Here is a 22,182-nt window from a genome sequence, read left to right as displayed (position 1 = left end):
AACACGCTGTGAACGCACCGTCGCAGGGTCGGGTCGTCCTGGTGACCGGAGGGTCGCGGGGGATCGGGAAGGCCGCGGTCCGGGCGCTGCACCGCGACGGGGCCGACGTCGTGCTGCACCACCGGGCCTCCGCCGCCGCAGCGGCCGCGCTGGTCGCCGAGCTCGGCGAGGACCGCGTCCACGTCGTCACCGCCGACCTCGCGCAGCCGGGGGAGCCGGAACGGCTCTGGGCCGAGGCGCTCGCCTGGCGCGGGCAGCTGGACGTGCTGGTGAACAACGCCGGCGTCTACACCGCGTCGCCCTTCGACGACACCGACGGCTGGGACGCGGGCTGGTCGACGAACCTCACGGTCAACCTGCTGGCCCCCGCGACGCTGTGCCGCCTGGCCGTCACGCACTGGCGCCAGGCGGGGACCGGTGGCGTCGTCGTGAACGTCACCAGCCGCGCCGCGCACCGCGGCGACGACGCCGACCACCTCGCCTACGGGGCGTCCAAGGGCGGGCTGCAGTCGCTCACCAAGGGCATCGCCCGGGCGTTCGCGCGGGACCGGGTGCTGGCGTACGACATCGCGCCGGGCTGGGTGCTGACCGACATGATGACCGACGGTCCGGAGGTCGAGGAGCTGGCCGCGTCGATGCCGATGGGGGAGATCACGCCGCCGGAGGACGTGGCCGAGGTCATCGCCTTCCTCGCCTCCGGGCGCTCGCCGCACACGTCCGGCGCGACGATCGACGTGACGGGTGCCGACTACGTGCGCTGACCGGCGCGCGGGCCCGCTCACCGGTTAACGTGGTCCGGTTGTCCGGCGAGGAGTGGTCATGACCTGGGAGCAGGAGCCCGGCGGGCAGCGCTGGCGGCGCGTCCGCCAGCAGGTCAACCGGGTGTGGGCCGACGACGACCCGCCGACCCTGGTCCACGGCGTGCCGCCCCTCGACCTGTGGGACGTGCGCCGTCCGCTGCCCGCCCCGGTCGACGACGAGCAGCAGCGCTCGTTCGACTTCGCGCACCGGATCGGCGCGGTGATGCTCGCCCGCGGCGCCTCCATGGAGGACGTCGAGGCGTCGATCCGGTCCGCCGCGCTGGCCATGGGGCTCCCGAGCCCGGAGGTGGACGTCACCTTCACCTCGATCGTCGTCTCGGTCCGTCCGGACCCCGGACTGCCGCCGTTGACGTCGGTCAGCGTCGTCCGCCAGCGCAGCGACGACCACTCGCGCCTGGCCGACGTCCACCAGCTGCTCATCGCCCTGGGCGCCGGCAAGCTGGACCGTGCCGCCGCCTTCGACCGCCTGAAGACCATCGAGGACCGGCCGCACCCGTACGGCCCCAACGCGGTCACGCTCGCCCGCGGTGTGCTCGCCGGCGCGATCGTGGCCCAGCTCGGCGGCACCTGGAAGGGTGCCGTCGTCGTGGCCGCGGTCGCCATGCTCATCGACCTGATCGGGCGCTGGCTGGGGCGCCACCGCGTCCCGGCCTTCTACCTCAACGTCGTCGCCGGGCTGGTCGCGACCATGGCCGCGGCGGTGACGACGGTGATCGGCGCGCAGCAGACGCCGTCGCTCGTCGTGGCGGGCAGCATCGTGGTGCTGCTCCCGGGCGGCACGCTCGTCAACGGCGTCCGCGACGCCATCAGCGGCTACCTCGTGACCGGGACGGCGCGGGTCTCCGAGGTGCTGCTCGTCGTGTCCGGGCTGGTCGGCGGCGTCGCCCTCGGGCTGAGCCTGAGCCGGGCCTTCGGCGTGGACATGTCGGTCGACCCGGACCTGCTCGGGCTGGACGCGCTGCCCGTGCGGGTCGCCTCCGCCGCCGTGGCCGCGACGGCCGCCGCGGTCACCTACTACATCCCGTACCGGCTGCTGCCCGCCGCGGCCTTGTCCGGCGCCCTCGGCATGCTCGTCCTCTCGCTCGTCCAGGCCGCGGGAGTGGTCGGGGTGCCCGGCTACGCGCTCGCGGCGTTCGTGGTCGGGCTCAGCGGCTACGTCCTGGCCAACGCGCAGCGCGCCCTGCCGATGATGGTCGTGGTGCCGGGGATCCTGTCGCTGCTGCCGGGCCTGACGCTCTACACCGGCCTCCTCGAGCTCAGCACCGGCCAGACCACCGACGGGCTCGTGAGCCTGGTCTCCGCGTCGGCCCGCGGTCTGGCGATCGCCGCCGCCGTGCTCGTCGCCGAGCTCATCGGCCAGCCCGTACGCCGCCGGATCCTGCGGCGGGTCTAGCCGGGACCGGTGCGGGGGACGTCGTGCCCTACCGGGCCTGCCGGGTGCTTCGCCTGTAGTCCCGCGGCGTGAGCGTGTGCTCGGCGCGGAACTGGCGGTTGAAGTTCGACAGGTTCCGGTAGCCGACCTGCTGGCACACGACCGCGACGGGCAGGTCCGTCTGCTCGAGCAGCCGGCAGGCGTGGGTCAGCCGGAGCTTGCGGACGGTGTCGGTGAACGTCTGCCCGCTCGCCCGCTGGAAGGACCGCGAGAAGCCCGACGCCGACAGCCCGACCATGGCGGCGGCGTCGGTCAGGCGGACGTCGCCGTCGACCCGGCTGAAGATGTAGGTCAGGGTGCGGTCGACGAGGTCGGAGGCCCGGGCCCCGTCCAGCGCCGGCGTCCACGGGCTCGCCAGCGGGTGGGCCTCGTCCTCGCCCGCCTCCTCGAGCAGCCGGAGCAGCTCGAGCAGGTGCCCGATGCGGCGGGTCCCGGTCGTGCGCCCGACGGCCAGCAGCTCGACGGCGGCCTGCTCGGCGGTGCCGCCCGTGAACTCCAGCCCGCGGGCCGCGCGCTCGAAGACCCCGCGGACGGAGCCGAGCTCGGGGAGCAGCCGCTGGCAGGCGTCGAACCAGTCCGGGTGGAGCTGGAGCACCACGTCCCGCCCGACGATGTCCTGCCCGTCCTCGGTGTCGCTGATCCAGTGGTGGGGGAGGTTCGACCCGACGAGGACGAGGTGGCCCGGCACGAAGCGGCCGACGTGGTCGCCGACGATCGCGGTCCCCGTGCTGCGCCGGATCAGGTGGATCTCGTGCTCGGGGTGGTAGTGCCAGCGGCAGTACGGGCCGGGGTAGTCGTGGACGTGCCAGCGGGCCGACAGGCCGGGCGTGGTGGGGACGAGCTCGAGCGGCGGGCGGCGGTCCACCAGGCGGCGCCCCTCGACCGCGCTCCGGACGGGGGGTGGTCTGTCGGCCACGACTGGCCTCCTGCGTGCGTACGGTCGCCCGGACAGGCCCGAGGTATGCACGAAAGTATCAGTTCTGGCCCGTTGCGCCGCTAGATCCGCGAGGTCCCGAGTTCCTAGGCTGCGGGAACCGGACGACGGTCGTCGGGCGACGTCGAGGGGACGAGATGGTGGACGACACGGTGCTGAACCGGTGGCCCACGGCCGGTCGGTCGGTCGGCACGGCCTCGGCCGACCTGCCGGAACCGTCCGTGGCTACGCGCGTGCGGGCCTTCGAGGTGCGCGTCGAGCTGGTGGCGGGCGCCAGCCTCGAGGACCTGCGCACGAGCCTGCGCGACGAGCTCGGCCCGGACGTGAGCGGCAGCCTGCAGGACCTCGACCCCCGCCTCGCGACGGTGGGCCCGGGACGGTCGACCGTGCTGCTCACCGTGCCCGGCCAGGACGTCTGGACCTGCGCCCTGACGGCGATGGTCGTGCTCCGCCAGCTCGGCCACGAACCCCACGCCCTGCACGTGGAGCAGCGCCATGACGTCGTCCCGGGCCTGAACGCGGCCTGAGCGATGTCCCTCGTGTTCCGGGCTCACAGCAGGCGTACAGGTCGGACGGGGGCTCTGACCAGGCTCCGGTCCGTACGGTCCTCGCCATGGACACCAAGAACTCCCTGAGAACACGCCCGCTCTCCCGGCGCTGGTTCCTCGGCACCGTGCCCGTCGCGGTCGCCGGGGTGGCGGCGGCCTGCGGCACCTCGACCAGCTCCGGCAGCGCCTCGAGCGCGACCACCGCCGGCGCCGCCGCCACGGCCGTCGCCACCGGGCCCGCGGCCGCGGGCAGCGTCGCCGCGCTGGCCCAGGCCTTCTACCGCACCCTCGGCGCCGAGCAGCAGACGACCGTGCTGCAGGACTACAGCCTCGCGAACGCGGAGCGCTGGTCGAACCTCCCCCAGGGCCTCATCGGAGGCGGAGGCGGAGGTGCGGGCGGAGGCGGCCGGACGGGCATGCCCAGCGGTGCCGCTCCCAGCGGGGCACCCTCCGGTGCGCCGGGGGGAGCCGCGCCGGGCGGGTCCGGAGGCGGGGGTGGGGGTCAGAGCCGCCTCGGCGTCAGCCTCGGCGACCTGAGCGAGGACCAGCTCGCGGCGTTCACGACGATGCTGAAGGCCGCGACGGGCAGCGGCACGGGCACGGGCTACGACGAGATCGAGCAGCACCTGAACGCCGACGACCAGCTGGCGGCGGACGGCGGCGGTGACGACTACGGACGGAAGAACTTCTACGTCGCGCTGCTCGGCAGCCCGCAGGACACGGGGACCTGGGAGCTGCAGTTCGGCGGGCACCACCTCGCGGTCGCGAACACGTACACGGACGGGAAGCTGGCCGGCGCGACGCCGTCCTTCCGCGGCATCGAGCCGAACGACCCCTTCGACCTGAACGGCCGGACCAACCAGCCGATGAAGGTGAAGGAGGCGGCGTTCACGGCCCTGCTGGCCGGCCTGAGCACGGCGCAGCTGGCCTCGGCCGAGCTGAGCGACACGTTCACGGACCTCGTGCTCACCCCGGGCAAGGACTGGGCCTTCCCGACCACGAAGGCCGGCGTGCCGGGCTCCGACCTGTCGACGGCCCAGCGCGAGCTCGTGCTCGCCGCGATCGCGTCGTACGTCGACGACGTCGCGGACGCCGACGCGAAGACGATCCTCGCGCGGTACGAGGGCGAGCTCGACGACACCCACGTGGCGTACGCGGGCACGACGGCGCTCACCGAGCAGGACGACTACGTCCGGATCGACGGCCCCTCGGTGTGGATCGAGTTCTCGATGCAGCACGGCATCGTGCTCCCCGGGAACCACCCGCACTCGGTGTGGCGCGACCGCACCACCGACTACGGCGGCACGCAGAGCTGATGCGGGTCCTCGCGCGCGCGCTCGCGGCGGTGGCCCTCGTGCTGGGGCTGCTCGTCCTCGGCACCGGGTCCGCCTCCGCCCACGTGCTGCCGACGTCGACCGTGCGGCTGGCGGTGGGTGCCAGCACCGTGGAGGCCGAGGTCTCCGTACCGGTCAGCGACCTCGAGGCGGCCGCCGGCCTCGACCTCGGCGACGCCTCCGAGACGGCGGTGGACGCGCAGGCCGCGGCGATCGACGCCTACCTGCTGGCGCACGTGCGGCCCACCAGCGACGACGGCCGGGCCTGGTCGGTCACGGCGGCGGCCCCCACGGTCACGGGCGCCGGGGACGCCAGGACGACTGGTCTCTACCGCGAGGTCCACGTGCTGCTGACCCTGACGCCGCCCGCCGGGGCCGGCGTCCGGTCGTTCGACCTCGGCTACGACGCCGTGGTCGCCCGGGTGGCCACCCACACCGTGATCGTCACGGTCGCCTCGGACTGGTCGAGCGGGCAGGTCGCGGCCCCGTACGAGGTGGGCACGGTCGTCCGCGACACCGTCACGGGCACGGTGGAGCCGCTCCACGTGGACCTCGGTGCGGGCAGCGACCTGCGGGGGTTCACGAGCATGGTGCGGCTCGGGATCACGCACATCGCCGAGGGCACCGACCACCAGCTGTTCCTGCTCACGCTGCTGCTCCCGGCCCCGCTGCTGCTGGCCGGGCGGCGCTGGGGCGGCCCGGTCCCGGCGCGGCGGGCCGTGGCGCGCATCGCCCGCACCACCCTCGCCTTCACGCTCGGGCACTCGGTCACGCTGGCACTGGGCGCTCTCGGCGTCCCCGCGCCGCAGCGGGCCGTGGAGGTGCTCATCGCGGTGAGCATCCTCGTCGCCGCCGTGCACGCGGTGCGGCCGGTCTTCGCCGGGCGGGAGGCGGTGGTCGCCGCGGCCTTCGGCCTGGTCCACGGGCTGGCCTTCTCCGCGACGCTGCGCGAGCTCGACCTCTCGGGCGCCCGGCTCGTGCTCTCGCTGCTCGGCTTCAACCTCGGCATCGAGCTCATGCAGCTCGTCGTGGTCGCCCTCGTCCTGCCCCCGCTGGTCCTGCTCGCCCGGGACGGGCGCTACCGGGAGGGGCGGACGGCCGCGGCCGTGCTGGTCGGGGTGGCCGCCGTCGGGTGGGTGCTCGCGCGGCTCGGCCTGACGAACCCCGTCGCCGACCTGGCCGACGGGCTCGGGACGGTCGCGCTGCCGGTCGTCGCCGTGCTCTGGGTCGCGGCCCTGGTGGTCCTGCGGTCCGCACGAGCCGTCAGCGCGGGTCCTCCGCGTCGGCCAGCATCGTCCGGATCCGCCGCTGCGACGACTCCAGCGACTCCCGGGTGACGGCCACGGCCGCGTCGACGTCGCGCGCCTCGACGGCCTCGAGCAGCCGGCGCTGCGTCGACCAGGCGCCCGCCTCCGGGGCGAACGAGTCGGCCGCGTCGGCGCCGAGCAGCTTGAAGGCGCGGCAGCGCTGCCAGAGGTCCTCGACCAGACCGACCAGCACCGGGTTGCCGCCGGCGGCGTAGAGCGCGGTCAGCAGCTCCTCGTCGTGGTCGAGGGCCTCGGCGACGCGCCCGGCCGCCACGGCGTCGACCATCCGCCCGTACGCGGTCCGCATCGCGGCCAGGTCGGGCGCACGGACCGCCGCGCAGCCCAGGCGGGTCGCCTCGACCTCGAGCAGCAGCCGCGTGGCGTAGACGTGCGCCAGCTCGACGGGCGTGAGGTCGGCGACCACGGCGCCGCGGTGGGGGACCCGGACGACGAGGCCGTTCTGCTCCAGGCGCCCGATCGCCTCGCGGACGGGCATCGGGCTGGTGCCGAGCTGGGCGGCGAGGTCGCGCAGCCGCAGGCGCGAGCCCGCGGGGAACTCACCGTTGCGGATGCCCTCGCGGATCGCCGCGTAGACCCGGTCGGTGAGCAGCGAGGGTTCGCCGAGGGGGGCCAGGGTCACCCCGGCAGCGTACTCGACGGCACTTGCTTCTGATATGTGATCACATCTAGGATCCGGAGCACCGTCGCCGTCCGAGGAGCCCGCTGATGACCGTCCACGACACCTTCCCCGGCTCCCCGGGCGCACTGCGCTGGCCGACCCTCTTCTCGCCGTTCCGGCTGCGGGGGAAGTCGGTCCGCAACCGCATCACCTCGACCCCGCACTCGACCGGCTGGGGCCACGACGGGCTGCTCACCCAGGCGGAGGTCGACTACCACGTGCGCAAGGCGGCGGGAGGCGTCGGGCTGGTCATGACGTTCGGGTCGGCTTCGGTCGACCCCGAGAGCGCGGCCTCGTACGGGTCGATCTCGCTGTGGGACCCCCGCAACGACGTCCTGCTGCGCCAGCTGGCCGACCGGGTCCACGAGCACGGCGGGCTGATCATGTCGCAGATGACCCACATGGGCCGCCGCGCGAACTCGGTCTTCTCGGGCGTGGCGCTCAAGGCCGCCTCGGACCTGCCGGAGGGCGTGCACCGCGAGGTCCCGGCGGTGCTCAACGAGGCCGAGATCGCCGTGCTCGTCGACCGCTTCGGCCACGCCGCGCGTCGGCTGATGGAGCTCGGCTGGGACGGCGCCGAGGTCACCTCCCACGGCGGCCACCTCATCGAGCAGTTCTACGACCCCTACGTCAACGACCGCACCGACCGCTACGGCGGCAGCTTCGAGAACCGGCTGCGGTTCGGTCGCGAGGTCCTCGCCGCGGTGCGCGCGTGGACGAGCGAGGACTTCCTCGTGGGGTTCCGGATGTCGGCCTACCACGGCCTCCTCGAGGGCGCGGGCCTCACCGACGCCGAGCTCGTCGAGGTCGCCCAGGGCCTGACGGCCGGCGGCGCGGTCGACCTCCTGAGCGTGTCCGGGGGGACCGGCTACACCGTCCGCAGCAGCTCGGTCTTCGTGCCCGGCGACGCGCTGCCCGAGAACGTGAACGGCCCGCACGCCGGCCGCCTGCGCCGCGCGACCGGCGTGGCCACCCTCGTCGCCGGTCGCATCCTCGACGCCGACCACGCCGAGGAGGCCCTGGTCCGCGACGGCGTGGACCTCGTGGCCATGACCCGCGCGCTCATCGCCGACCCGGACCTGCCGCGCACGTACGCGGCCGGCCACACCCCGCGGCCCTGCATCAGCCTCAACGAGGGCTGCATCGGCCGCCTCTACCTGGGCCGGCCCATGTGGTGCTCGGTGAACCCGGGCATCCGCGAGCCCGAGGTCGACCTCGGCGTCGGTAGCGAGCTGCCCGTGCACCGCCGGGTCGTCGTGGTCGGTGGCGGCGTGGCCGGCGCCGAGGCCGCCTTCCGCGCGGCCGAGCGGGGGAGCAGCGTGGTCCTGTTCGAGCAGGGCGACCGGATCGGCGGCCGGGCCGAGCTCGCCGGCCGCCGTCCCGGCCGGGAGCGCTGGGGCCTCTACCTGGACTGGCTCGTCGAGCGGCTGGAGCGGACCGGCGTGGACGTCCGGCTGCGCACGGCGCCGACGGTCGACGACGTGCTGGCGCTCGAGCCCGACTCCGTCGTCATCGCGTCCGGCTCCGCCCCACGCTGGCCGTCCTGGGTGGCCGGTGCCCCGTCCACCGTGGTCGACGCCGACAGCGTCGTGGCCCGCACCCCGGAACCCCCGGAGCCCGGTGCCGTCGCTCTGGTCGTGGACGACGAGGGCGGGTTCGTCGCGCCGACCGCCGCCGAGGCACTAGCGGCCGCCGGCTGGACCGTGCGCATCGTCACCAGCCTCAGCTCCGTGGCCGTCGAGGTGGACCCCACGCAGGTCTGGTGGGTCCGCCGCCGGCTCAAGCTCGCCGGCGTGGAGCTGGTCGACTCGGTGTCGCCGGAGCACGACGCCACGTCCTGGACGCTGGTGGACCTCGAGTCCGACCTCTCCCGCCCGGCCGGTCGCGTCGACCTGGTCGCGCTGGCCGGCGTACGCCGCTCCGCCGACGCCCTCAGCGGCCGGCTCGCCGCCGCGGCGCCGGACCTGGAGATCGTCAAGGTCGGCGACGCGCTCGCCCCCCGGAACCTGCTCGACGCCGCCGCGGAAGGTGCCCGCGCCGGCGCCGCCTGGCTCAAGCCCGAGGTCTCCGCCCAGCCGCCGGCCCTGGTCGGCGCCGGCTAGCCCCCCTCGTACGCCCCGAGCGGTACGCCCGACCCGCGAGCGGTACCTCTTCCCGGTCCGGAGGCTCTCAGGACCGGGAAGGCGTACCGCTCGCGCGGGTGGTCAGGGGGTCTGGGGTCAGGGGCGGAAGGCGGTGAAGGCCTCGTCGTAGATCTCCAGCGCCTGCGCGACCTCGTCGTCGCTCACGTTGAGCGGCGGGACGACGTGGATCCGGTTGTCCACCGCGAAGGGCAGCATGCCCCGGCCGATGATGTCGGACTTGAGGCCGGCGACCGTGGCCGCAGGGAGCGGCTCGCGGGTCCCGCGGTCGGCGACGAGCTCCAGGGCCCAGAAGACGCCGGTCCCGCGGACCTCGCCGATGACCTCGTGCTTCTCCGCCAGCGCGGCCAGCCCGGGGGCGAGGAGGTCCCGCCCGACGCGCTTGGCGTTCTCGACCGCGCCCTCCTCGGCCATCGCCTTCTGCGTCGCGACGATGCTCGCCGCGGCCAGCGGGTGGCCGGAGTAGGTCAGGCCACCGGGGAAGATGCGGTCGTCGAAGGCGTGCGCGATCTCGGAGGAGATGATCACGCCGCCGACGGGCACGTAGCCGGAGTTGACGCCCTTGGCGAAGGTGATCAGGTCGGGGCGGACGTCGTGCGCGTCGAGCGCGAACCACTCGCCCGTACGCCCGAAGCCCGCCATCACCTCGTCGAGGATCAGGAGGATCCCGTAGCGGTCGCAGAGCGCGCGGACGCCGGACAGGTAGCCGGGCGGCGGGACCATGATCCCGGCGGTCCCGGGGACCGACTCCAGCAGGATCGCGGCGATGCTCTCGGGGCCCTCGGCCTGGACGGTCCGCTCGAGGTGGTGCAGCGCGCGGGCGCACTCCTCGGCCTCGCTGCCCGCCCAGAACTCGCTGCGGTAGAGGAACGGCCCGAAGAAGTGCACGTGGCCGGTCGCGTACTCGTTGGGGATGCGGCGCCAGTCGCCCGTCGCGACGATGGCCGAGCCGGTGTTGCCGTGGTACGAGCGGTAGCGCGAGAGGACCTTGTTGCGCCCGGTGACCAGGCGCGCCATCCGGATGGCGTTCTCGTTGGCGTCGGCCCCGCCGGCGGTGAAGAAGACCTTCTCGAAGCCCTCGGGGGCGCGCTGCAGGATCAGACGGGCGGCCTCGGCGCGGGTCGCGTTCCCGTGCGCGGGGGCGACGGTCGTGATCTTGGACAGCTGCTCGGTGATGCCGGCGATGATCTTGGGGTGCTGGTGGCCCATGTTCGTGAACACGAGCTGCCCGGAGAAGTCGAGGTAGTGGTTGCCGTCGTGGTCCCACACCGTGGTGCCCCGGCCGCCCGCGAGCGGCAGCGGCTTGAGCCCGCCCTGCTTGGACCAGGAGTGGAAGACGACCGACGCGTCGGCCGCGCTGACCTCGGCGTTCGAGGGACCGCTGGAGCTGTCCTCCGCCGCGTCCGTCAGCTGGGCGTCGGTCGTCTCGGCGAAGGTGGTCACGGGTGCTCCTGAGGGCTCGGCGTCGGACGCCGTCAGTCTCTCACCGCGCAGGTTTCACCCGTGCGACGACCGCTGGTGGGTCGACCGCTATTGGGAAGGCGCACCGGCGTGGTCGAGCACGGCCTCGGCCACGACCAGGTCCTGCCAGGCCATGCCGCTGCCCTTGAACAGCACGCGCCCGCCCGTCACCGCGACGTCCCCGCGGGCCACGGCGGCCAGCGGGACCAGGTCGGCCTCCGCGACCACGCCCGCGGCGGCGGCCTGGACGACGTCGCCGCACTCGCGCAGCGCGGTGGCCACGTCCTCGACCACGACCGTGGCCGACCCGGCGAACGCCACGTCGACCTCGGCCGCCTCGGCCTCGTGCGAGCCGACCGCGGCGACGAGGACGTCGTCGCCGAGCAGCGAGGAGTCGAAGACCGGCGTACGGGCCGTGGTCGCGCAGACCACGACGTCCGCCGAGCGGAGCGCGTCGGCGACCCGGGGGTCGTCGGTGGCGAGGACCGCAGCCCCAGCCGCGGGGCCGTCGGCCGGCAGGGTCACGCGGGCGGGCGTACGGACCACGAAGGTGACCGCGCCGAGGGCGACCTCGGCGGCGAGCGCGTCGACGTGCCCGACGCCCTGCGGACCGGCGCCGAAGACGACGACCTGCTGCGGTCCCTCGGCCCGGCGCAGCCACGGCCGGAGCCCGACGATGCTGGTCGCGGGGGTCCGCAGGGTGGTGAGCGCGGTGCCGTCGAGGGTGGCGACCGGCTGCATCGTCTCCGCGTCGAAGAGGACGTAGACGGCGCCGATGCGGGGGAGGCCGCGGGCGGCGTTTCCGGGGGCGACGCCGACGAGCTTCACGCCGACGTGGCGGGCGCCCGCGGCGGGCATGACGATGAGCTCGCCCGCCGGCACGTCGACGAACGACCGCGCGACGCCCTCCGACGGATCGAGACCCTCGCGAAGGGCCTGCTGCATCGCGTCGGCCGCACCGGCCGGGCCGAGGGCGAGGACGGCGGCGGCATCGAGGTGGGGGAGCGTCACGGGCGTCACCTTTCCACGTACGCGTCGCGGCCCGCGAACAGCGAGACGACGAGCTGGACGAGGTTCACGCCGATCACGGCGACGAGCGTCGTGGCCCAGCCGCCGGTGGCCTGGAACAGCGCGCCCGCCCCGATCGGCCCGATGATCCCGAGCAGGTAGCCGACGCTCTGGACCATCCCCGAGAGCCCGGCGGCGTCGGCCGTGGTGCGGCTCCGCTCCGCCACGAAGGTCAGCGCCACGACGAGCGACGCCCCGCTGCAGAGGCCGGCCACCACGAGCCAGAGCGCGTCGAGCCCGGGCAGGAGCAGCAGGCCGAGCATGGACACGGCCATCCCGACGCTCACGCCGACGCCGGCGAGGCGGTGGTCGCGGCGGCCGCGCATGGCCAGCGAGACGAGCAGGCCGCCGGCGATGCCCGTGACCTGGAAGAGGAACAGGTCCCAGCCGGCCCGGACCGGGGTGACGCCGCGGGCCACCTCGATGCTCGGCAGCCACGTGACCATCAGGTAGAAGAAGATCGCCTGCGTCCCCATGAACGCCGTCACCTGCCACGCCAGCGGCGACCGCCACACCGACGCCCCGGAACGCGGCGGCGCGCCTACGGTCGGGCCGGGCACGGCGACGTCCCGGTCGTGCCCGCGGAGCCGGGGCCACCAGGTCACCAGCACGAGCACCCCGACGAGCGCCCACGTGCCGATCCCCAGCCGCCAGCCGCCGCGCTCGGCGATCGGCAGGGCCAGGCCCGAGGCCAGGGCCGCGGAGAGGCTGAGGGTGGCGGTGTAGGCGCCGGTCATCAGCGGAACCTCGCGCGGGAAGTCCCGCTTGACCAGGGCGGGGACCAGCACGTTGCACACGGCGATGCCCGCGCCCAGGGCGATCGTGCCCGCCCAGAGCGTCAGCGAGGACCCGGGCGCTCCGGGCAGCGAGCGGACGACGGTGGCGGAGAGCATGACGATCGTCGCCCCGAAGACGGTGTGGTCCGGCCCCCAGCGCCGGCTCAGCAGCTGCACGAAGGGCGACACCGCCGCGAAGGCCAGCAGCGGCACGGAACCGAGCACCCCCAGCGCCGCCGGGCTGAGACCGGTGCCGGCGCCGACGAGGGTGATGACGGGGCCGAGCGCGGTGAGGGTGGGGCGGAGGTTCGCGGCGACCACGAGCAGGCTGACCGCGAGGACCAGCGTGGACAGCCCGCGCGCGGGAGGGGCGGCGGCCGTGGTCACCGCTGCAGTCTGGCCGACCCGTTCGGCTAGCGTCCGATCACGGCGGACGACGAGACGCCCCGAGCCGGAGGACGAGGATGCGCTGGAGCCAGGTGCTCAACGTGGTGGACGTGCACTGCGGGGGCGAGAACGCCCGCGTGGTCACCGGCGGGGTCGGCGACGTCCCCGGCGAGACGATGTTCGACAAGCGCGCCTACCTGAGCGAGCAGCGCGACGAGCTCCGCCTCCGCCTGCTGCAGGAGCCGCGCGGCGGGGTCATCCACAGCGCCGACTTCGTGCTCCCGTCGCGGCACCCGGAGGCCCAGCTCGGCTACGTGATCGCCGAGTCGACCGAGTACCCGGTGATGTCGGGCAGCAACACCATCTGCGTCACGACCGCGCTGCTCGAGACCGGCATGCTGCCGATGATCGAGCCGGTCACGCACCTCACGCTCGAGTCCGCCGCCGGCCTGATCCGCGTCGAGTGCACGTGCGCCGACGGCAAGGTCACCTCGGTGCGGTTCACCAACCAGCCGGCCTTCGTCTACCACCTCGACGCGCCGGTCGAGGTGCCCGGCCTCGGCACCGTGACGGTCGACGTCGCCTGGGGCGGGATGGCGTACGTGCTGCTCGACGCGGCCTCGCTCGGCTTCGGCCTGACGCCCGACGAGGGCCGCGACCTGTGCGTCGTCGGCGAGGCGATCAAGCTCGCCGCCGCGGACCAGCTGCCCGCCGTCCACCCGGTGCACCCCGAGTTCCCGGGGATCACGAACTTCGAGTTCACGGGGCCGCTGGGCCGGACGCCGGAGGGCGAGCTCACCGCGCGCAACGCGGTCGTCGTCAGCCCCGGCCGCCTGGACCGCTCACCCTGCGGCACCGGCACGTCGGCGCGGCTCGCCGTGCTGCACGCCCGCGGCCTCGTCACCCCGGGCGAGAACTTCGTCCACACCTCGATCATCGGGTCCCGCTTCGACAGCCGGATCGAGGAGCTCACGACGGTGGGCGGCGTCCCGGCCGTCGTGCCCAGCGTGGCGGGGCAGGCCTGGATCACCCAGCTCTGCCAGGTCGGCGTCGACCCGAGCGACCCCTTCCCCTCGGGCTACACGCTCGCCGACACCTGGGGCGCGGCGCCGCCGTCACCGCTCGCGGCCCGCCTGACCGCCGCCGCCGAGGAGGCCGGCGCGTGAGCGGGACCACCGGCGGGCACCACGACGTCATCGTCCTCGGGCTCGGGTCGATGGGGTCGGCGGCGGCGCACCAGCTCGCCGCCCGCGGCCTCTCCGTCCTCGGCCTCGAACGCTTCTGGCCCGCCCACGACCAGGGCTCCGGTCACGGCGAGACCCGGATCGTCCGGCAGTCCTACTTCGAGGGGCCCGCGTACGTGCCCCTGCTGCGCCGCGCGTACGAGGGCTGGCGCGAGCTCGAGGAGGCCAGCGGCCGGCAGATCATGACGCTCTGCGGCGGCCTCTACGTCGGCGACCCGGACTCCAAGATCTTCTCGGGCGCCCGCCTCTCCGCCGAGACGCACGGGCTCCCGCACGAGGTGCTGGACGCCGAGCAGATCCGGGCCCGCTTCCCGGCGATGGACCCCGCCGACCACGCCCTCGGCCTCTACGAGGACAACGCCGGCTTCGTTCGGCCGGAGGAGACGATCCTCGCCAACCTCGACCTCGCGGCCCGGCACGGTGCCGAGCTCCGCTACGACGAGCCGGTCCGCTCCTGGCGCGCGACGCCCGCCGGCGGCGTCGAGGTCGTGACCGACCGGGGCACGTACGGCGCCGACCGCCTGGTCGTCGCGGCGGGCGCGTGGGCGCCCGGGCTGCTCGCGGACCTCGGGCTGGACCTGCGCGTCGAGCGCCAGGTCGTCTGCTGGTTCACGCCCGACTTCAGCGTCGTCCCGTACGCCGCGTGGACGAGCGACCAGCTGCCGGTCTACATCGAGGAGACCGACCACAACCGCGACATCTACGGCTTCCCGATGGTCGACGGGCCGGCCGGCGGGCTCAAGCTGGCCTTCTTCAACACGTTCGCGCGGGCCGACCCCGACGCGGTCGACCGGACGGTCACCGAGGTCGAGACCGAGGCCACCCGCGAGCGGGCGCGCCAGCTCTTCCCGCACCTCACCGGACCCCTGGTCAAGGCTCTGACCTGCCTCTACACCACCAGCCCGGACCACGACTTCGTCGTCGGGGCGCTGCCCGACCGGCCGCAGGTCACGGTGGCGTCGGTCTGCTCCGGCCACGGGTTCAAGTTCGTCCCCGTGATCGGGGAGGTCCTCGCCGACCTCGTCGCGAACGGCCGGACCGCGCACGACATCAGCCTCTTCGACCCCTCGCGCCCGGGCCTGCGCGTCCCGGCCTGACCGCGGGCGCGGTCGGTCGCGCGCTCAGGCCGCGGCCAGGCCGTCGAGCAGCAGGCCGAGGGCGAAGTCGAAGCGCTGGTGGCCCCGGCCGGAGGTCAGCTCGGCCGCGTAGCGCTTCGTGTAGGGGAACGTGCCGGGCAGCGCCGCGAACCGGTCGAGCAGCTCCTCCCGGCCGACGACCCAGCCGTCCTCGGGGCTGCGCCGGCGCCGCTCGTACGCGGCGATCTCCAGGCAGTAGGCGCCGACGTAGAGCACGAGGGCGTCGATGCCCCAGGCGGCCGCCTGCGGGTCGGTGCCGCCCGTGACCAGGAGGGCGAGCAGGCCCTCGGCCAGCCGCAGGGTGTCCCGGTCGGACGGGGCGGCGGCCAGCGCCGCCCGCGAGATCCCGGGGTGGGCCAGGTAGAGGTCGCGCAGCTGCGTGCAGACGTCGACGACCTGCTCGCGCCACCGCTCCGGGTCGGGCTCGGGCAGCCGGACCTGCGCGCTCAGGGCGCCGATGAGCAGCTCGTCCAGGTCCTCCTTGTTGACCACGTGCGCGTAGAGCGACGCGGCCCCCGTCCCGAGCTCGGCCGCCAGCCGCCGCATCGTCAGCGCCTCGTAGCCGTCCCGCGCGACCATCGTCAGCGCCGTCTCCGTCACCCGGGCGACGGTGAGCGGACGACGGCCGGCCGCCGCGTCCTCGCGCGGTGGTGTCCGGGGGGCGACCTCGTCGCCGGGCGTGTGCCGCGCCGCGCGCCGCTGGGCCGGGGTGGGAGCCATGCGTCGAGCCTAGCCGATGTCGAACGGCGTTCTACAAACGAACATCGTTCGTGGTAGAACGGTGTTCGTGATGATCCACCCGACCCGGCAGGTCCTCCGGTCGCATCAGCCGCCCCGGTCCATGCGCGAGGCGTGGCTGGCCCTGACCGGTCTCTCCGCCGTCTTCCTCTTCGAGATGCTCGACAGCTCGATCCTCAACGTCGCGCTGCCGACAATCGGCCGCGAGCTGCACGCCTCGACCCTCGCGCTGTCGTGGGTGACCAACGCGTACGCCGTCGTGCTCGGCGGGCTCATGCTCGTGCTCGGCGCGGTCGCCGACCGCGTCGGACGCCGGCGGGTGATGGTCGTCGGCCTGCTGCTCCTCGGCCTCGCGAGCCTCGCGACCGCGTTCGTGACGAACGCCGGCGAGCTCGTGGCCGTCCGGGCGGTCATGGGCCTCGCCGCCGCGATGACGACGCCGGGCTCGATGGCGCTGGCGTTCCGGCTGTTCGACGACGAGGGGCTGCGCGTCCGCGCCATCACCCTGATCTCGACGGTGGGCCTGGTCGGGCTCGCGGTCGGACCGGCGACCGGCGGCTTCGTGCTCGCGGTCGCGCCGTGGCAGGTCCTGCTGCTGGTGAACGTCCCGATCGCCGCCCTCGCGATCGTCGGCATCCGCCTCGGTGTCGCCCCGGACCGCGCGTCGGAACGGCACCGCGCACCGGCCGACGTCGCCGGGGGAGTGCTGGCCACGGCCACGATCGTGCTCGTGCTGGTCGTCCCGAGCCTGTTCGTCGAGGGGGGAGCGCGGTCGTGGTCGGCGTGGGCCGCGGTCGTCGCGGCCGTGGTCGGCGCGGTGCTCTTCGTCCGCCGCGAACGCACGGCTGAGCACCCGATGCTCGACCTGGCGCTCGTCGCGCGGCCGCTCGTGTCCGGCGGCCTCGCCTACAAGGCGGCGGCCGGGCTGGCGGTCGCGGGGCTCGGCTACCTGGTGACGCTGCAGCTCCAGCTGGACCGGGGCTGGTCGCCCGCGCACGCGGCGGTCGGCCTGCTCCCGCAGGTGGCCGTCCTCGTCGCCGGCTCCGCGTTCGTGGGGCCGTTCGTGCGGCGGGTCGGGCTCGGGCGGGCGGCCTGGACCAGCTCCGTCGCGGTCGTGGCCGGCCTCGCCGTCTACGCCGCGTTCGGCACCGGCTCGTACGCCTGGGTCGCCCTCTCGCTCGTGCTCGTCGCGGCCGGGCTTCGGGTGGTCGGCGTCGTCGCCGGGATGAACGTCCTCGGCGGGCTCCCGGAGGACCGCACCTCCGTCGGCGCCGCCCTCGTCGACACGGGCTCCCAGGTCGCCTCGGCGGTCGGCGTCGCGGTGGGCGGCACGTTCCTCGCCGCGCTGTTCACCGGGGACCTCGCCTCCGGAGCCTGGACCGTGGCGCAGCGGGCCGACTTCCGTACGGCGACCACCCTCGCCGCCGCGACCCTCACCGTCCTGGCCGCGGTCCTCGTCCTGTGGGCGGCGCTCCGCACGCGCGGGACGACGCCCACGGGCTGAGCCGACCGGGCCGCGGGCGGGCTGTGGGAAACTGGCGGAGGCCGGTGGGTGCGGCCGAGGTGGCGGAATGGCATACGCGGACGGCTCAAACCCGTCTGTCCCACAAGGACTTGGGGGTTCGAATCCCCTCCTCGGCACCAGCCAGGTCTGTCGTGCACGGCAGTTTCCGTAACATCCGCTCGTTAGAGTGTCGCCGTGACAAACGGAGAAGCTCCAGTGTCGGAGAGCGCAGCCACCCGCGTCGTCGTGGCCGAGGACGAGGCCCTCATCCGCCTCGACCTGGTCGAGATGCTGACGGAGGAGGGCTACGACGTCGTCGGCCAGGCCGGTGACGGAGAGGCCGCCGTGGAGCTCACGACGCAGCTGCGCCCCGACCTCGTCGTCATGGACGTCAAGATGCCCAAGCTCGACGGCATCAGCGCGGCCGAGCGCATCGCCACGGACCGGATCGCCCCGGTCGTGATGCTGACGGCCTTCAGCCAGCGCGAGCTCGTCGACCGGGCCCGCCAGGCCGGCGCGATGGCGTACGTGGTCAAGCCGTTCGGCAAGGCCGACCTCATCCCGGCGATCGAGATCGCGCGGGCGCGGTTCGCGGAGATCACCGCGGTCGAGGCCGAGGTCACCGACCTCACCGAGCGCCTCGAGTCGCGCAAGGCCGTCGACCGGGCCAAGGGCATGCTGCAGACCGGCCTCGGGCTCACCGAGCCGGAGGCGTTCCGCTGGATCCAGAAGACGGCGATGGACCTGCGCAAGTCGATGCGCGAGGTCGCCGACGGCGTGATCGAGCACGGCGCGGGCGGGGCGAAGAAGAAGTAGCCCGGGCCCTGGGGCCGCGGGCACAGGCCCGCAAGGGCCGTGTCCAGGACCGGGCTGCAGCACGGCGGCGCCCGTGGCGCGTGAGCGCTACGAGGCGCTGGGTCCGGACGGCGAGACGGAAGTCCGGTTCACCTTCGGGCCGCGGCGCAGCGCGACCCGACGACGACCCGTGGCGTCACTCGTGCGAGACGATCCACTCCACGTCGGCGACCTTCACCCACTGCTTGGTGCCGTCGTCCCACTCGACCTCGACCACGTCGAACTTGTGGTCGTCGACGCTCGTGACCACCCCGAAGTCCTCGTCCCGCCGTACGACCGCCCCGACCTGTGCCATGCCGTCGATCGTAGGGCTTCGGTGGACAGGTTCTCGGCGGTCGGCGGGTGGCCGAGGGTCGGGACCCGGTGGCCAGGGGGAGCGGACGGGAAGTGCCGCCTGGTCCGGTCAGGGCGGCACCCCGAGGAGGACCCCCAGGCGTTCCTGCTGGCCCGGAAGGGACCTGCGCCGGTCAAGCCCTGTCCTTGACCTGGCCTCCCTGATTGCCGCTTTACCGGAGGCCTGGGTTCCGCCAGGCTGGAACCGTGACGAACGCGGCGCTGGTGACCGGTGCGGGCAGCGGGATGGGTCTCGCGACCGCCCGGCGCTACCTCGACGACGGCTGGACGGTGCTGGCGCTCGACGCCTCGGGCGTGGCGCTGGAGGTGGCCGCGGCCGACCTGGGGGAGCGCTTCGTCCCGGTGGTCGCGGACGTGACGGACGGGCCCGCGCTGACCGCGGCGATCGCCGCAGCGGCCGAGGGCCTGGCCCTGAAGGTCGTCGTGAACGCAGCGGGCATCTACCCGCCCAGCACGCTCGACGACTACACCGACGAGCTCTTCCACCGGGTCTTCGGCGTCAACGTCCTCGGCGTCCTCAACGTCTGCCGCGCGACCGTCCCGCTGCTCCGGGCCGCCGGCGGGGGCGGCATCGTGAACTTCTCCTCCGTCGACGCGATCGCCGTCTCCGAGGGCCAGCTGGTCTACAGCGCCTCCAAGGCCGCCGTCAGTGCCCTGACCCGTTCGCTCGCGGTCGAGCTCGCTCCCGACATCACGGTCAACGGTGTGGCGCCGGGCTGGGTCGACACCCCGGGGAACGCGGCGACCGGTCGGATGGAGGGCGCGGCGCGGACCATCCCCCTGCGTCGCGTCGCCCAACCCTCCGAGGTCGCCCACTGGGTGGCCCAGCTCGCCGGCGGGGGCGCGTACGTCACCGGCGAGACCCTCGTGATCAGCGGCGGCAGCCTCATCCGCTGAACCCCCGCCCGACCGCTCCCGCACGACGACGAGAGAGACACCCTGATGATCACCGGGACGACCCCCACCTACTGCGTCATCGGCGCCGGAGCGGCCGGGCTCGCGGCCCTGCAGACCCTGCTCGCGAGCGGGCGGCAGGTCGACTGCGTCGAGGCGACCGACCGGGTCGGCGGCCACTGGAACACCGACTACGAGGCCCTGCACCTCATCACCTCCCGCGACGTGACGGGCTACGCCGGCTTCCCGATGCCGGCCGACTACCCGCTCTTCCCGTCGCGCGACCAGGTGACCGCCTACCTCGTCGCGTACGCCGACGCCCACGACCTGCACGACCGGATCACCTTCGGGGTCCGCGTCGAGTCCGTCGTGCCCGTCGCGACCGAGGGTTCCACCGGCTCGGCCGGCTGGCTGGTGACGACCTCGGACGGGCGGCAGCGGGCGTACGACGGGGTGTTCGTCGCGAACGGGCACCTGCACGACCAGCGGGTCCCGGAGGTGCCGGGGGAGTTCACCGGCCGCCAGCTGCACTCCGGCTCCTACACGGGCACCGCCGACGTCGAGGGGACGCGGGTGCTGGTCGTGGGCTCCGGCAACTCCGGCTGCGACCTCGCCGTCGACGCCGCGCAGCACCGGCTGGAGACGTCGATCTGCGTCCGCTCGGGCCACATCTTCCAGCCCAAGACGTTCTTCGGCGTGCCGCGCTCCGAGCTCACCTTCCTCAAGGGCTTCACCTTCGAGGAGCAGGACCTCCTCGCCCGGCTGCTCATCCGGGTCAGCAAGGGGACCTGGGAGAACTACCCGGGGCTCCCGGAACCCGCGCACCGCACGCTCGCCGAGGGCGCCCCGGTGGTCAACGAGCTCCTCCTCTACTGGATCCAGCACGGTCGCGTCACCGTCGTGCCGGGCATCGAGCGGTTCGAGGGCCGTACCGTGCACTTCACCGACGGGACGGCGCGGGAGTACGACACGATCCTGTGGGCGACGGGCTTCCACCCGACGCTGCCGTTCCTCGACGACACGCTGCTGCAGCGCGTCGGCGGGGTGCCGCTGCGCACCGGCGGGGGCATCGTCCCCGCGGGGCTCGACCGGCTCTACCTGATCGGGCTGGCCGCGCCGCGCGGGCCGCAGATCGCGCTCTACCCCGTGCAGTCCGCGCTCGCGCTCGCCATGGCCGAGCTGTGGGAGCAGGGCCTGGACACCTCGCTGGCGGCGGAGCTGGAGTCCGAGCAGCCGTTCGAGCGGCGGATCGACATGATCCGCCCCGAATGGGAGGCGCAGATGGAGGCCACCCGCGGTCTCGTACGTCGGCTGGCGAGCCGGCTGGGCGCCCGCCTCGACCCCGAGCCGCCGCACCCGCCCCATGAACCCGTGCCCGAGCTGGGCAGCTACGACGAGGCCGTCGCCCCCGCCTGAGCCTTCCGGGCGCAGCCGGGCCGACCTTCTTCGACGCCGCGCGCCCCGAGACAGCCCGAACAGTGGTCGTTCCGGTGGTCCTGTCCGGCTCGTCGCGGGTCCGCAGCGACCAGTGGTCACGAGGGGTGGGGGAGCGAGGTCGGCCGGACGCACGAACGCCCGGGAGCAGCAGCTCCCGGGCGTTCGTCCTTGCGCCTGGTGTCAGTGACCGCCGAGGTAGGCGGCGGTGACCGACGGGTCGTCGAGCAGCTTGTCCGCGTCGCCCTCGAGGTTCAGGCGACCGGACTCGAGCACGTACGCGTAGTCCGCGATCTCCAGGGCCGCGAGCGCGTTCTGCTCGACGAGCAGGACGGTCACGCCCTGGGAACGGATCTTCTCGATCGTCTCGAAGATCACGTCGACCAGGACCGGGGCCAGCCCCATGGAGGGCTCGTCGAGCAGCAGCAGCCGCGGGTCGCCGAGCAGCGCCCGGGCCACCGCGAGCATCTGCTGCTCGCCGCCGGACATCGTCCCGGCCTTCTGGTTGATCCGCTCCCGCAGCCGCGGGAACAGCTCCAGCACGTTCTCGCGGTCCTCCGCGATCTTGGCCGTGTCCTTGCGGGTGTACGCGCCGAGGTCGAGGTTCTCCGACACGGTCATCCGCTGGAAGATCTTGCGGCCCTCGGGGGACTGGCTGATCCCGAGCTTGACCACGTCGTGGCCGGGGATGCCGTTGATCTTCTTGCCCTCGTAGACCACGTCGCCGCTCTTGGGCCGCAGCAGGCCCGAGATCGTGCGCAGCGTCGTCGACTTGCCCGCGCCGTTCGAGCCGATGAGGGTGACGATCTCGCCGGCGTAGACGGTCATCGAGAGGTTCTGGACCGCCGCGATGTTGCCGTAGCTGACGCTCAGGTCGTCGAGCTGGAGGATGACCTCCTTGCCCGCGCCCCGGGCCCGGGCGGGCTGACCCGCGGTGGACTCCTGGACGTCGGCGCTCATGCCTGCTCCCCGTTCGTGGTCCCGAGGGCCGCCGCGTGGGCCGCCGGAGCCACCTCGTCGTTCGCACCGGGCTTGGGGAGGCGCTTGCCCTCCCGCGTGCCGGTCTTGCCCAGGTAGGCCTCGATCACCTGCTGGTTGTTCCGGATGTCGTCCGGCGTGCCCTGGGCGATCATGG

At 74.1% G+C, this 22,182-nt stretch carries 21 protein-coding genes and 1 tRNA gene; 13 read left to right on the top strand and 9 right to left on the bottom strand.

Annotated elements, in window-relative coordinates; genetic code table 11:
* The first annotated feature begins 8 nt into the window (after positions 1 to 8).
* Together ABD665_RS08090 and ABD665_RS08085 are read left to right on the top strand one after the other, a co-directional pair.
* Positions 9 to 761: an SDR family oxidoreductase gene (locus tag ABD665_RS08090; protein ID WP_204911437.1), complete on the top strand. Its 753-nt coding sequence runs from the start codon at positions 9 to 11 to the stop codon at positions 759 to 761.
* 58 nt (positions 762 to 819) lie between these two features.
* Positions 820 to 2,214, top strand: a complete 1,395-nt coding sequence (locus ABD665_RS08085; protein WP_204911438.1) for a threonine/serine exporter family protein — start codon at positions 820 to 822, stop codon at positions 2,212 to 2,214.
* Between the two features lie 28 nt (positions 2,215 to 2,242).
* On the opposite strand, the gene ABD665_RS08080 is transcribed toward ABD665_RS08085, so the two are convergent.
* Positions 2,243 to 3,169 (bottom strand): helix-turn-helix domain-containing protein, encoded by a 927-nt coding sequence (locus ABD665_RS08080; protein WP_204911439.1) that lies wholly within the window; start codon positions 3,167 to 3,169, stop codon positions 2,243 to 2,245.
* Between the two features lie 155 nt (positions 3,170 to 3,324).
* On the opposite strand from ABD665_RS08080, the gene ABD665_RS08075 reads away from it, so the two are divergent.
* The 3 genes from ABD665_RS08075 (at position 3,325) to ABD665_RS08065 (ending at position 6,406) form a co-directional block, all read left to right on the top strand.
* Positions 3,325 to 3,714: a hypothetical protein gene (locus tag ABD665_RS08075; RefSeq protein WP_204911440.1), complete on the top strand. Its 390-nt coding sequence runs from the start codon at positions 3,325 to 3,327 to the stop codon at positions 3,712 to 3,714.
* Between the two features lie 86 nt (positions 3,715 to 3,800).
* Positions 3,801 to 5,051, top strand: a complete 1,251-nt coding sequence (locus tag ABD665_RS08070; protein ID WP_204911441.1) for a DUF3500 domain-containing protein — start codon at positions 3,801 to 3,803, stop codon at positions 5,049 to 5,051.
* Entirely contained in the window at positions 5,051 to 6,406 is a 1,356-nt protein-coding gene (locus ABD665_RS08065) for a HupE/UreJ family protein (protein ID WP_204911442.1), read from the top strand. The genes ABD665_RS08070 and ABD665_RS08065 overlap by 1 nt, the downstream gene beginning before the upstream one ends.
* On the opposite strand, the gene ABD665_RS08060 is transcribed toward ABD665_RS08065, so the two are convergent.
* Positions 6,333 to 7,016, bottom strand: coding sequence for an FCD domain-containing protein (locus tag ABD665_RS08060; RefSeq protein ID WP_204911443.1), 684 nt, complete (start codon positions 7,014 to 7,016; stop codon positions 6,333 to 6,335). The genes ABD665_RS08065 and ABD665_RS08060 overlap by 74 nt on opposite strands.
* 86 nt (positions 7,017 to 7,102) lie before the next feature.
* Here ABD665_RS08060 and ABD665_RS08055 point away from each other — a divergent pair, with 86 nt between their 5' ends.
* Positions 7,103 to 9,157 carry an FAD-dependent oxidoreductase gene (locus ABD665_RS08055; protein ID WP_204911444.1) on the top strand — a complete coding sequence of 685 codons (2,055 nt, stop codon included), beginning with the start codon at positions 7,103 to 7,105 and terminating at the stop codon, positions 9,155 to 9,157.
* 117 nt (positions 9,158 to 9,274) lie between these two features.
* On the opposite strand, the gene ABD665_RS08050 is transcribed toward ABD665_RS08055, so the two are convergent.
* The 3 genes from ABD665_RS08050 to ABD665_RS08040 form a co-directional block, all read right to left on the bottom strand.
* Positions 9,275 to 10,639 (bottom strand): aspartate aminotransferase family protein, encoded by a 1,365-nt coding sequence (locus ABD665_RS08050; RefSeq protein WP_344741750.1) that lies wholly within the window; start codon positions 10,637 to 10,639, stop codon positions 9,275 to 9,277.
* Between the two features lie 87 nt (positions 10,640 to 10,726).
* On the bottom strand, positions 10,727 to 11,668 hold the full coding sequence (locus ABD665_RS08045; protein WP_204911445.1) for an ornithine cyclodeaminase family protein: 942 nt from the start codon (positions 11,666 to 11,668) through the stop codon (positions 10,727 to 10,729).
* Positions 11,669 to 11,673: 5 nt separating this feature from the next.
* On the bottom strand, positions 11,674 to 12,888 hold the full coding sequence (locus ABD665_RS08040; protein ID WP_204911446.1) for an MFS transporter: 1,215 nt from the start codon (positions 12,886 to 12,888) through the stop codon (positions 11,674 to 11,676).
* A 77-nt stretch (positions 12,889 to 12,965) separates the two neighbouring features.
* On the opposite strand from ABD665_RS08040, the gene ABD665_RS08035 reads away from it, so the two are divergent.
* Together ABD665_RS08035 and solA are read left to right on the top strand one after the other, a co-directional pair.
* Positions 12,966 to 14,054 (top strand): proline racemase family protein, encoded by a 1,089-nt coding sequence (locus ABD665_RS08035; protein ID WP_204911447.1) that lies wholly within the window; start codon positions 12,966 to 12,968, stop codon positions 14,052 to 14,054.
* Positions 14,051 to 15,229 carry an N-methyl-L-tryptophan oxidase gene (gene solA / locus ABD665_RS08030; RefSeq protein WP_344741746.1) on the top strand — a complete coding sequence of 393 codons (1,179 nt, stop codon included), beginning with the start codon at positions 14,051 to 14,053 and terminating at the stop codon, positions 15,227 to 15,229. Before ABD665_RS08035 ends, solA begins: the two co-directional genes overlap by 4 nt.
* 24 nt (positions 15,230 to 15,253) lie before the next feature.
* On the opposite strand, the gene ABD665_RS08025 is transcribed toward solA, so the two are convergent.
* Positions 15,254 to 15,988, bottom strand: coding sequence for a TetR/AcrR family transcriptional regulator C-terminal domain-containing protein (locus ABD665_RS08025; protein ID WP_204911448.1), 735 nt, complete (start codon positions 15,986 to 15,988; stop codon positions 15,254 to 15,256).
* Between the two features lie 121 nt (positions 15,989 to 16,109).
* Here ABD665_RS08025 and ABD665_RS08020 point away from each other — a divergent pair, with 121 nt between their 5' ends.
* The 3 genes from ABD665_RS08020 (at position 16,110) to ABD665_RS08010 (ending at position 18,326) form a co-directional block, all read left to right on the top strand.
* Complete coding sequence (locus ABD665_RS08020) at positions 16,110 to 17,510, top strand: MFS transporter (RefSeq protein WP_344741744.1); 1,401 nt, start codon at positions 16,110 to 16,112, stop codon at positions 17,508 to 17,510.
* A 53-nt stretch (positions 17,511 to 17,563) separates the two neighbouring features.
* Positions 17,564 to 17,650, top strand: a tRNA-Leu gene (locus ABD665_RS08015).
* A gap of 76 nt (positions 17,651 to 17,726) precedes the next feature.
* Positions 17,727 to 18,326, top strand: a complete 600-nt coding sequence (locus ABD665_RS08010; RefSeq protein WP_344741741.1) for an ANTAR domain-containing response regulator — start codon at positions 17,727 to 17,729, stop codon at positions 18,324 to 18,326.
* 175 nt (positions 18,327 to 18,501) lie between these two features.
* Here the strand turns inward: ABD665_RS08010 and ABD665_RS08005 are convergent, their stop codons facing one another.
* On the bottom strand, positions 18,502 to 18,660 hold the full coding sequence (locus ABD665_RS08005) for a hypothetical protein (RefSeq protein WP_204911450.1): 159 nt from the start codon (positions 18,658 to 18,660) through the stop codon (positions 18,502 to 18,504).
* A 245-nt stretch (positions 18,661 to 18,905) separates the two neighbouring features.
* On the opposite strand from ABD665_RS08005, the gene ABD665_RS08000 reads away from it, so the two are divergent.
* Both ABD665_RS08000 and ABD665_RS07995 read left to right on the top strand, forming a co-directional pair.
* Positions 18,906 to 19,616: an SDR family NAD(P)-dependent oxidoreductase gene (locus ABD665_RS08000; RefSeq protein ID WP_344741738.1), complete on the top strand. Its 711-nt coding sequence runs from the start codon at positions 18,906 to 18,908 to the stop codon at positions 19,614 to 19,616.
* Positions 19,617 to 19,661: 45 nt separating this feature from the next.
* Positions 19,662 to 21,029 carry an NAD(P)-binding domain-containing protein gene (locus ABD665_RS07995; protein ID WP_204911451.1) on the top strand — a complete coding sequence of 456 codons (1,368 nt, stop codon included), beginning with the start codon at positions 19,662 to 19,664 and terminating at the stop codon, positions 21,027 to 21,029.
* Between the two features lie 201 nt (positions 21,030 to 21,230).
* Here ABD665_RS07995 and ABD665_RS07990 read toward each other — a convergent pair whose 3' ends face one another.
* Both ABD665_RS07990 and ABD665_RS21665 read right to left on the bottom strand, forming a co-directional pair.
* The gene (locus ABD665_RS07990) at positions 21,231 to 22,007 is read right to left on the bottom strand and encodes an ABC transporter ATP-binding protein (RefSeq protein ID WP_344741736.1); all 777 of its coding nucleotides are present in this window, start codon (positions 22,005 to 22,007) and stop codon (positions 21,231 to 21,233) included.
* The gene (locus tag ABD665_RS21665; protein ID WP_425562134.1) at positions 22,004 to 22,180 is read right to left on the bottom strand and encodes an ABC transporter ATP-binding protein C-terminal domain-containing protein; all 177 of its coding nucleotides are present in this window, start codon (positions 22,178 to 22,180) and stop codon (positions 22,004 to 22,006) included. The genes ABD665_RS07990 and ABD665_RS21665 overlap by 4 nt, the downstream gene beginning before the upstream one ends.
* Positions 22,181 to 22,182: the final 2 nt, after the last annotated feature.

This window comes from Microlunatus spumicola (assembly GCF_039536445.1).
Classification (GTDB): Bacteria; Actinomycetota; Actinomycetes; order Propionibacteriales; family Propionibacteriaceae; genus Microlunatus; species Microlunatus spumicola.
The sequence above is the reverse complement of the archived record's forward strand: the minus strand, read 5'-3'. Positions and strand labels throughout refer to the sequence as shown.

Excerpts from the sequence above, each read along its gene's own strand:
- ABD665_RS08070 (WP_204911441.1), top strand. The coding sequence starts at position 3,801 with ATGGACACCAAGAACTCCCTGAGAACACGCCCGCTCTCCCGGCGCTGG.
- ABD665_RS08085 (WP_204911438.1), top strand. The coding sequence starts at position 820 with ATGACCTGGGAGCAGGAGCCCGGCGGGCAGCGCTGGCGGCGCGTCCGC.
- ABD665_RS08055 (WP_204911444.1), top strand. The coding sequence starts at position 7,103 with ATGACCGTCCACGACACCTTCCCCGGCTCCCCGGGCGCACTGCGCTGG.
- ABD665_RS08065 (WP_204911442.1), top strand. The coding sequence starts at position 5,051 with ATGCGGGTCCTCGCGCGCGCGCTCGCGGCGGTGGCCCTCGTGCTGGGG.
- ABD665_RS07995 (WP_204911451.1), top strand. The coding sequence starts at position 19,662 with ATGATCACCGGGACGACCCCCACCTACTGCGTCATCGGCGCCGGAGCG.
- ABD665_RS08005 (WP_204911450.1), bottom strand. The coding sequence starts at position 18,660 with ATGGCACAGGTCGGGGCGGTCGTACGGCGGGACGAGGACTTCGGGGTG.
- ABD665_RS21665 (WP_425562134.1), bottom strand. The coding sequence starts at position 22,180 with ATGATCGCCCAGGGCACGCCGGACGACATCCGGAACAACCAGCAGGTG.
- ABD665_RS07990 (WP_344741736.1), bottom strand. The coding sequence starts at position 22,007 with ATGAGCGCCGACGTCCAGGAGTCCACCGCGGGTCAGCCCGCCCGGGCC.
- ABD665_RS08035 (WP_204911447.1), top strand. The coding sequence starts at position 12,966 with ATGCGCTGGAGCCAGGTGCTCAACGTGGTGGACGTGCACTGCGGGGGC.
- ABD665_RS08025 (WP_204911448.1), bottom strand. The coding sequence starts at position 15,988 with ATGGCTCCCACCCCGGCCCAGCGGCGCGCGGCGCGGCACACGCCCGGC.
- ABD665_RS08075 (WP_204911440.1), top strand. The coding sequence starts at position 3,325 with ATGGTGGACGACACGGTGCTGAACCGGTGGCCCACGGCCGGTCGGTCG.
- ABD665_RS08020 (WP_344741744.1), top strand. The coding sequence starts at position 16,110 with ATGCGCGAGGCGTGGCTGGCCCTGACCGGTCTCTCCGCCGTCTTCCTC.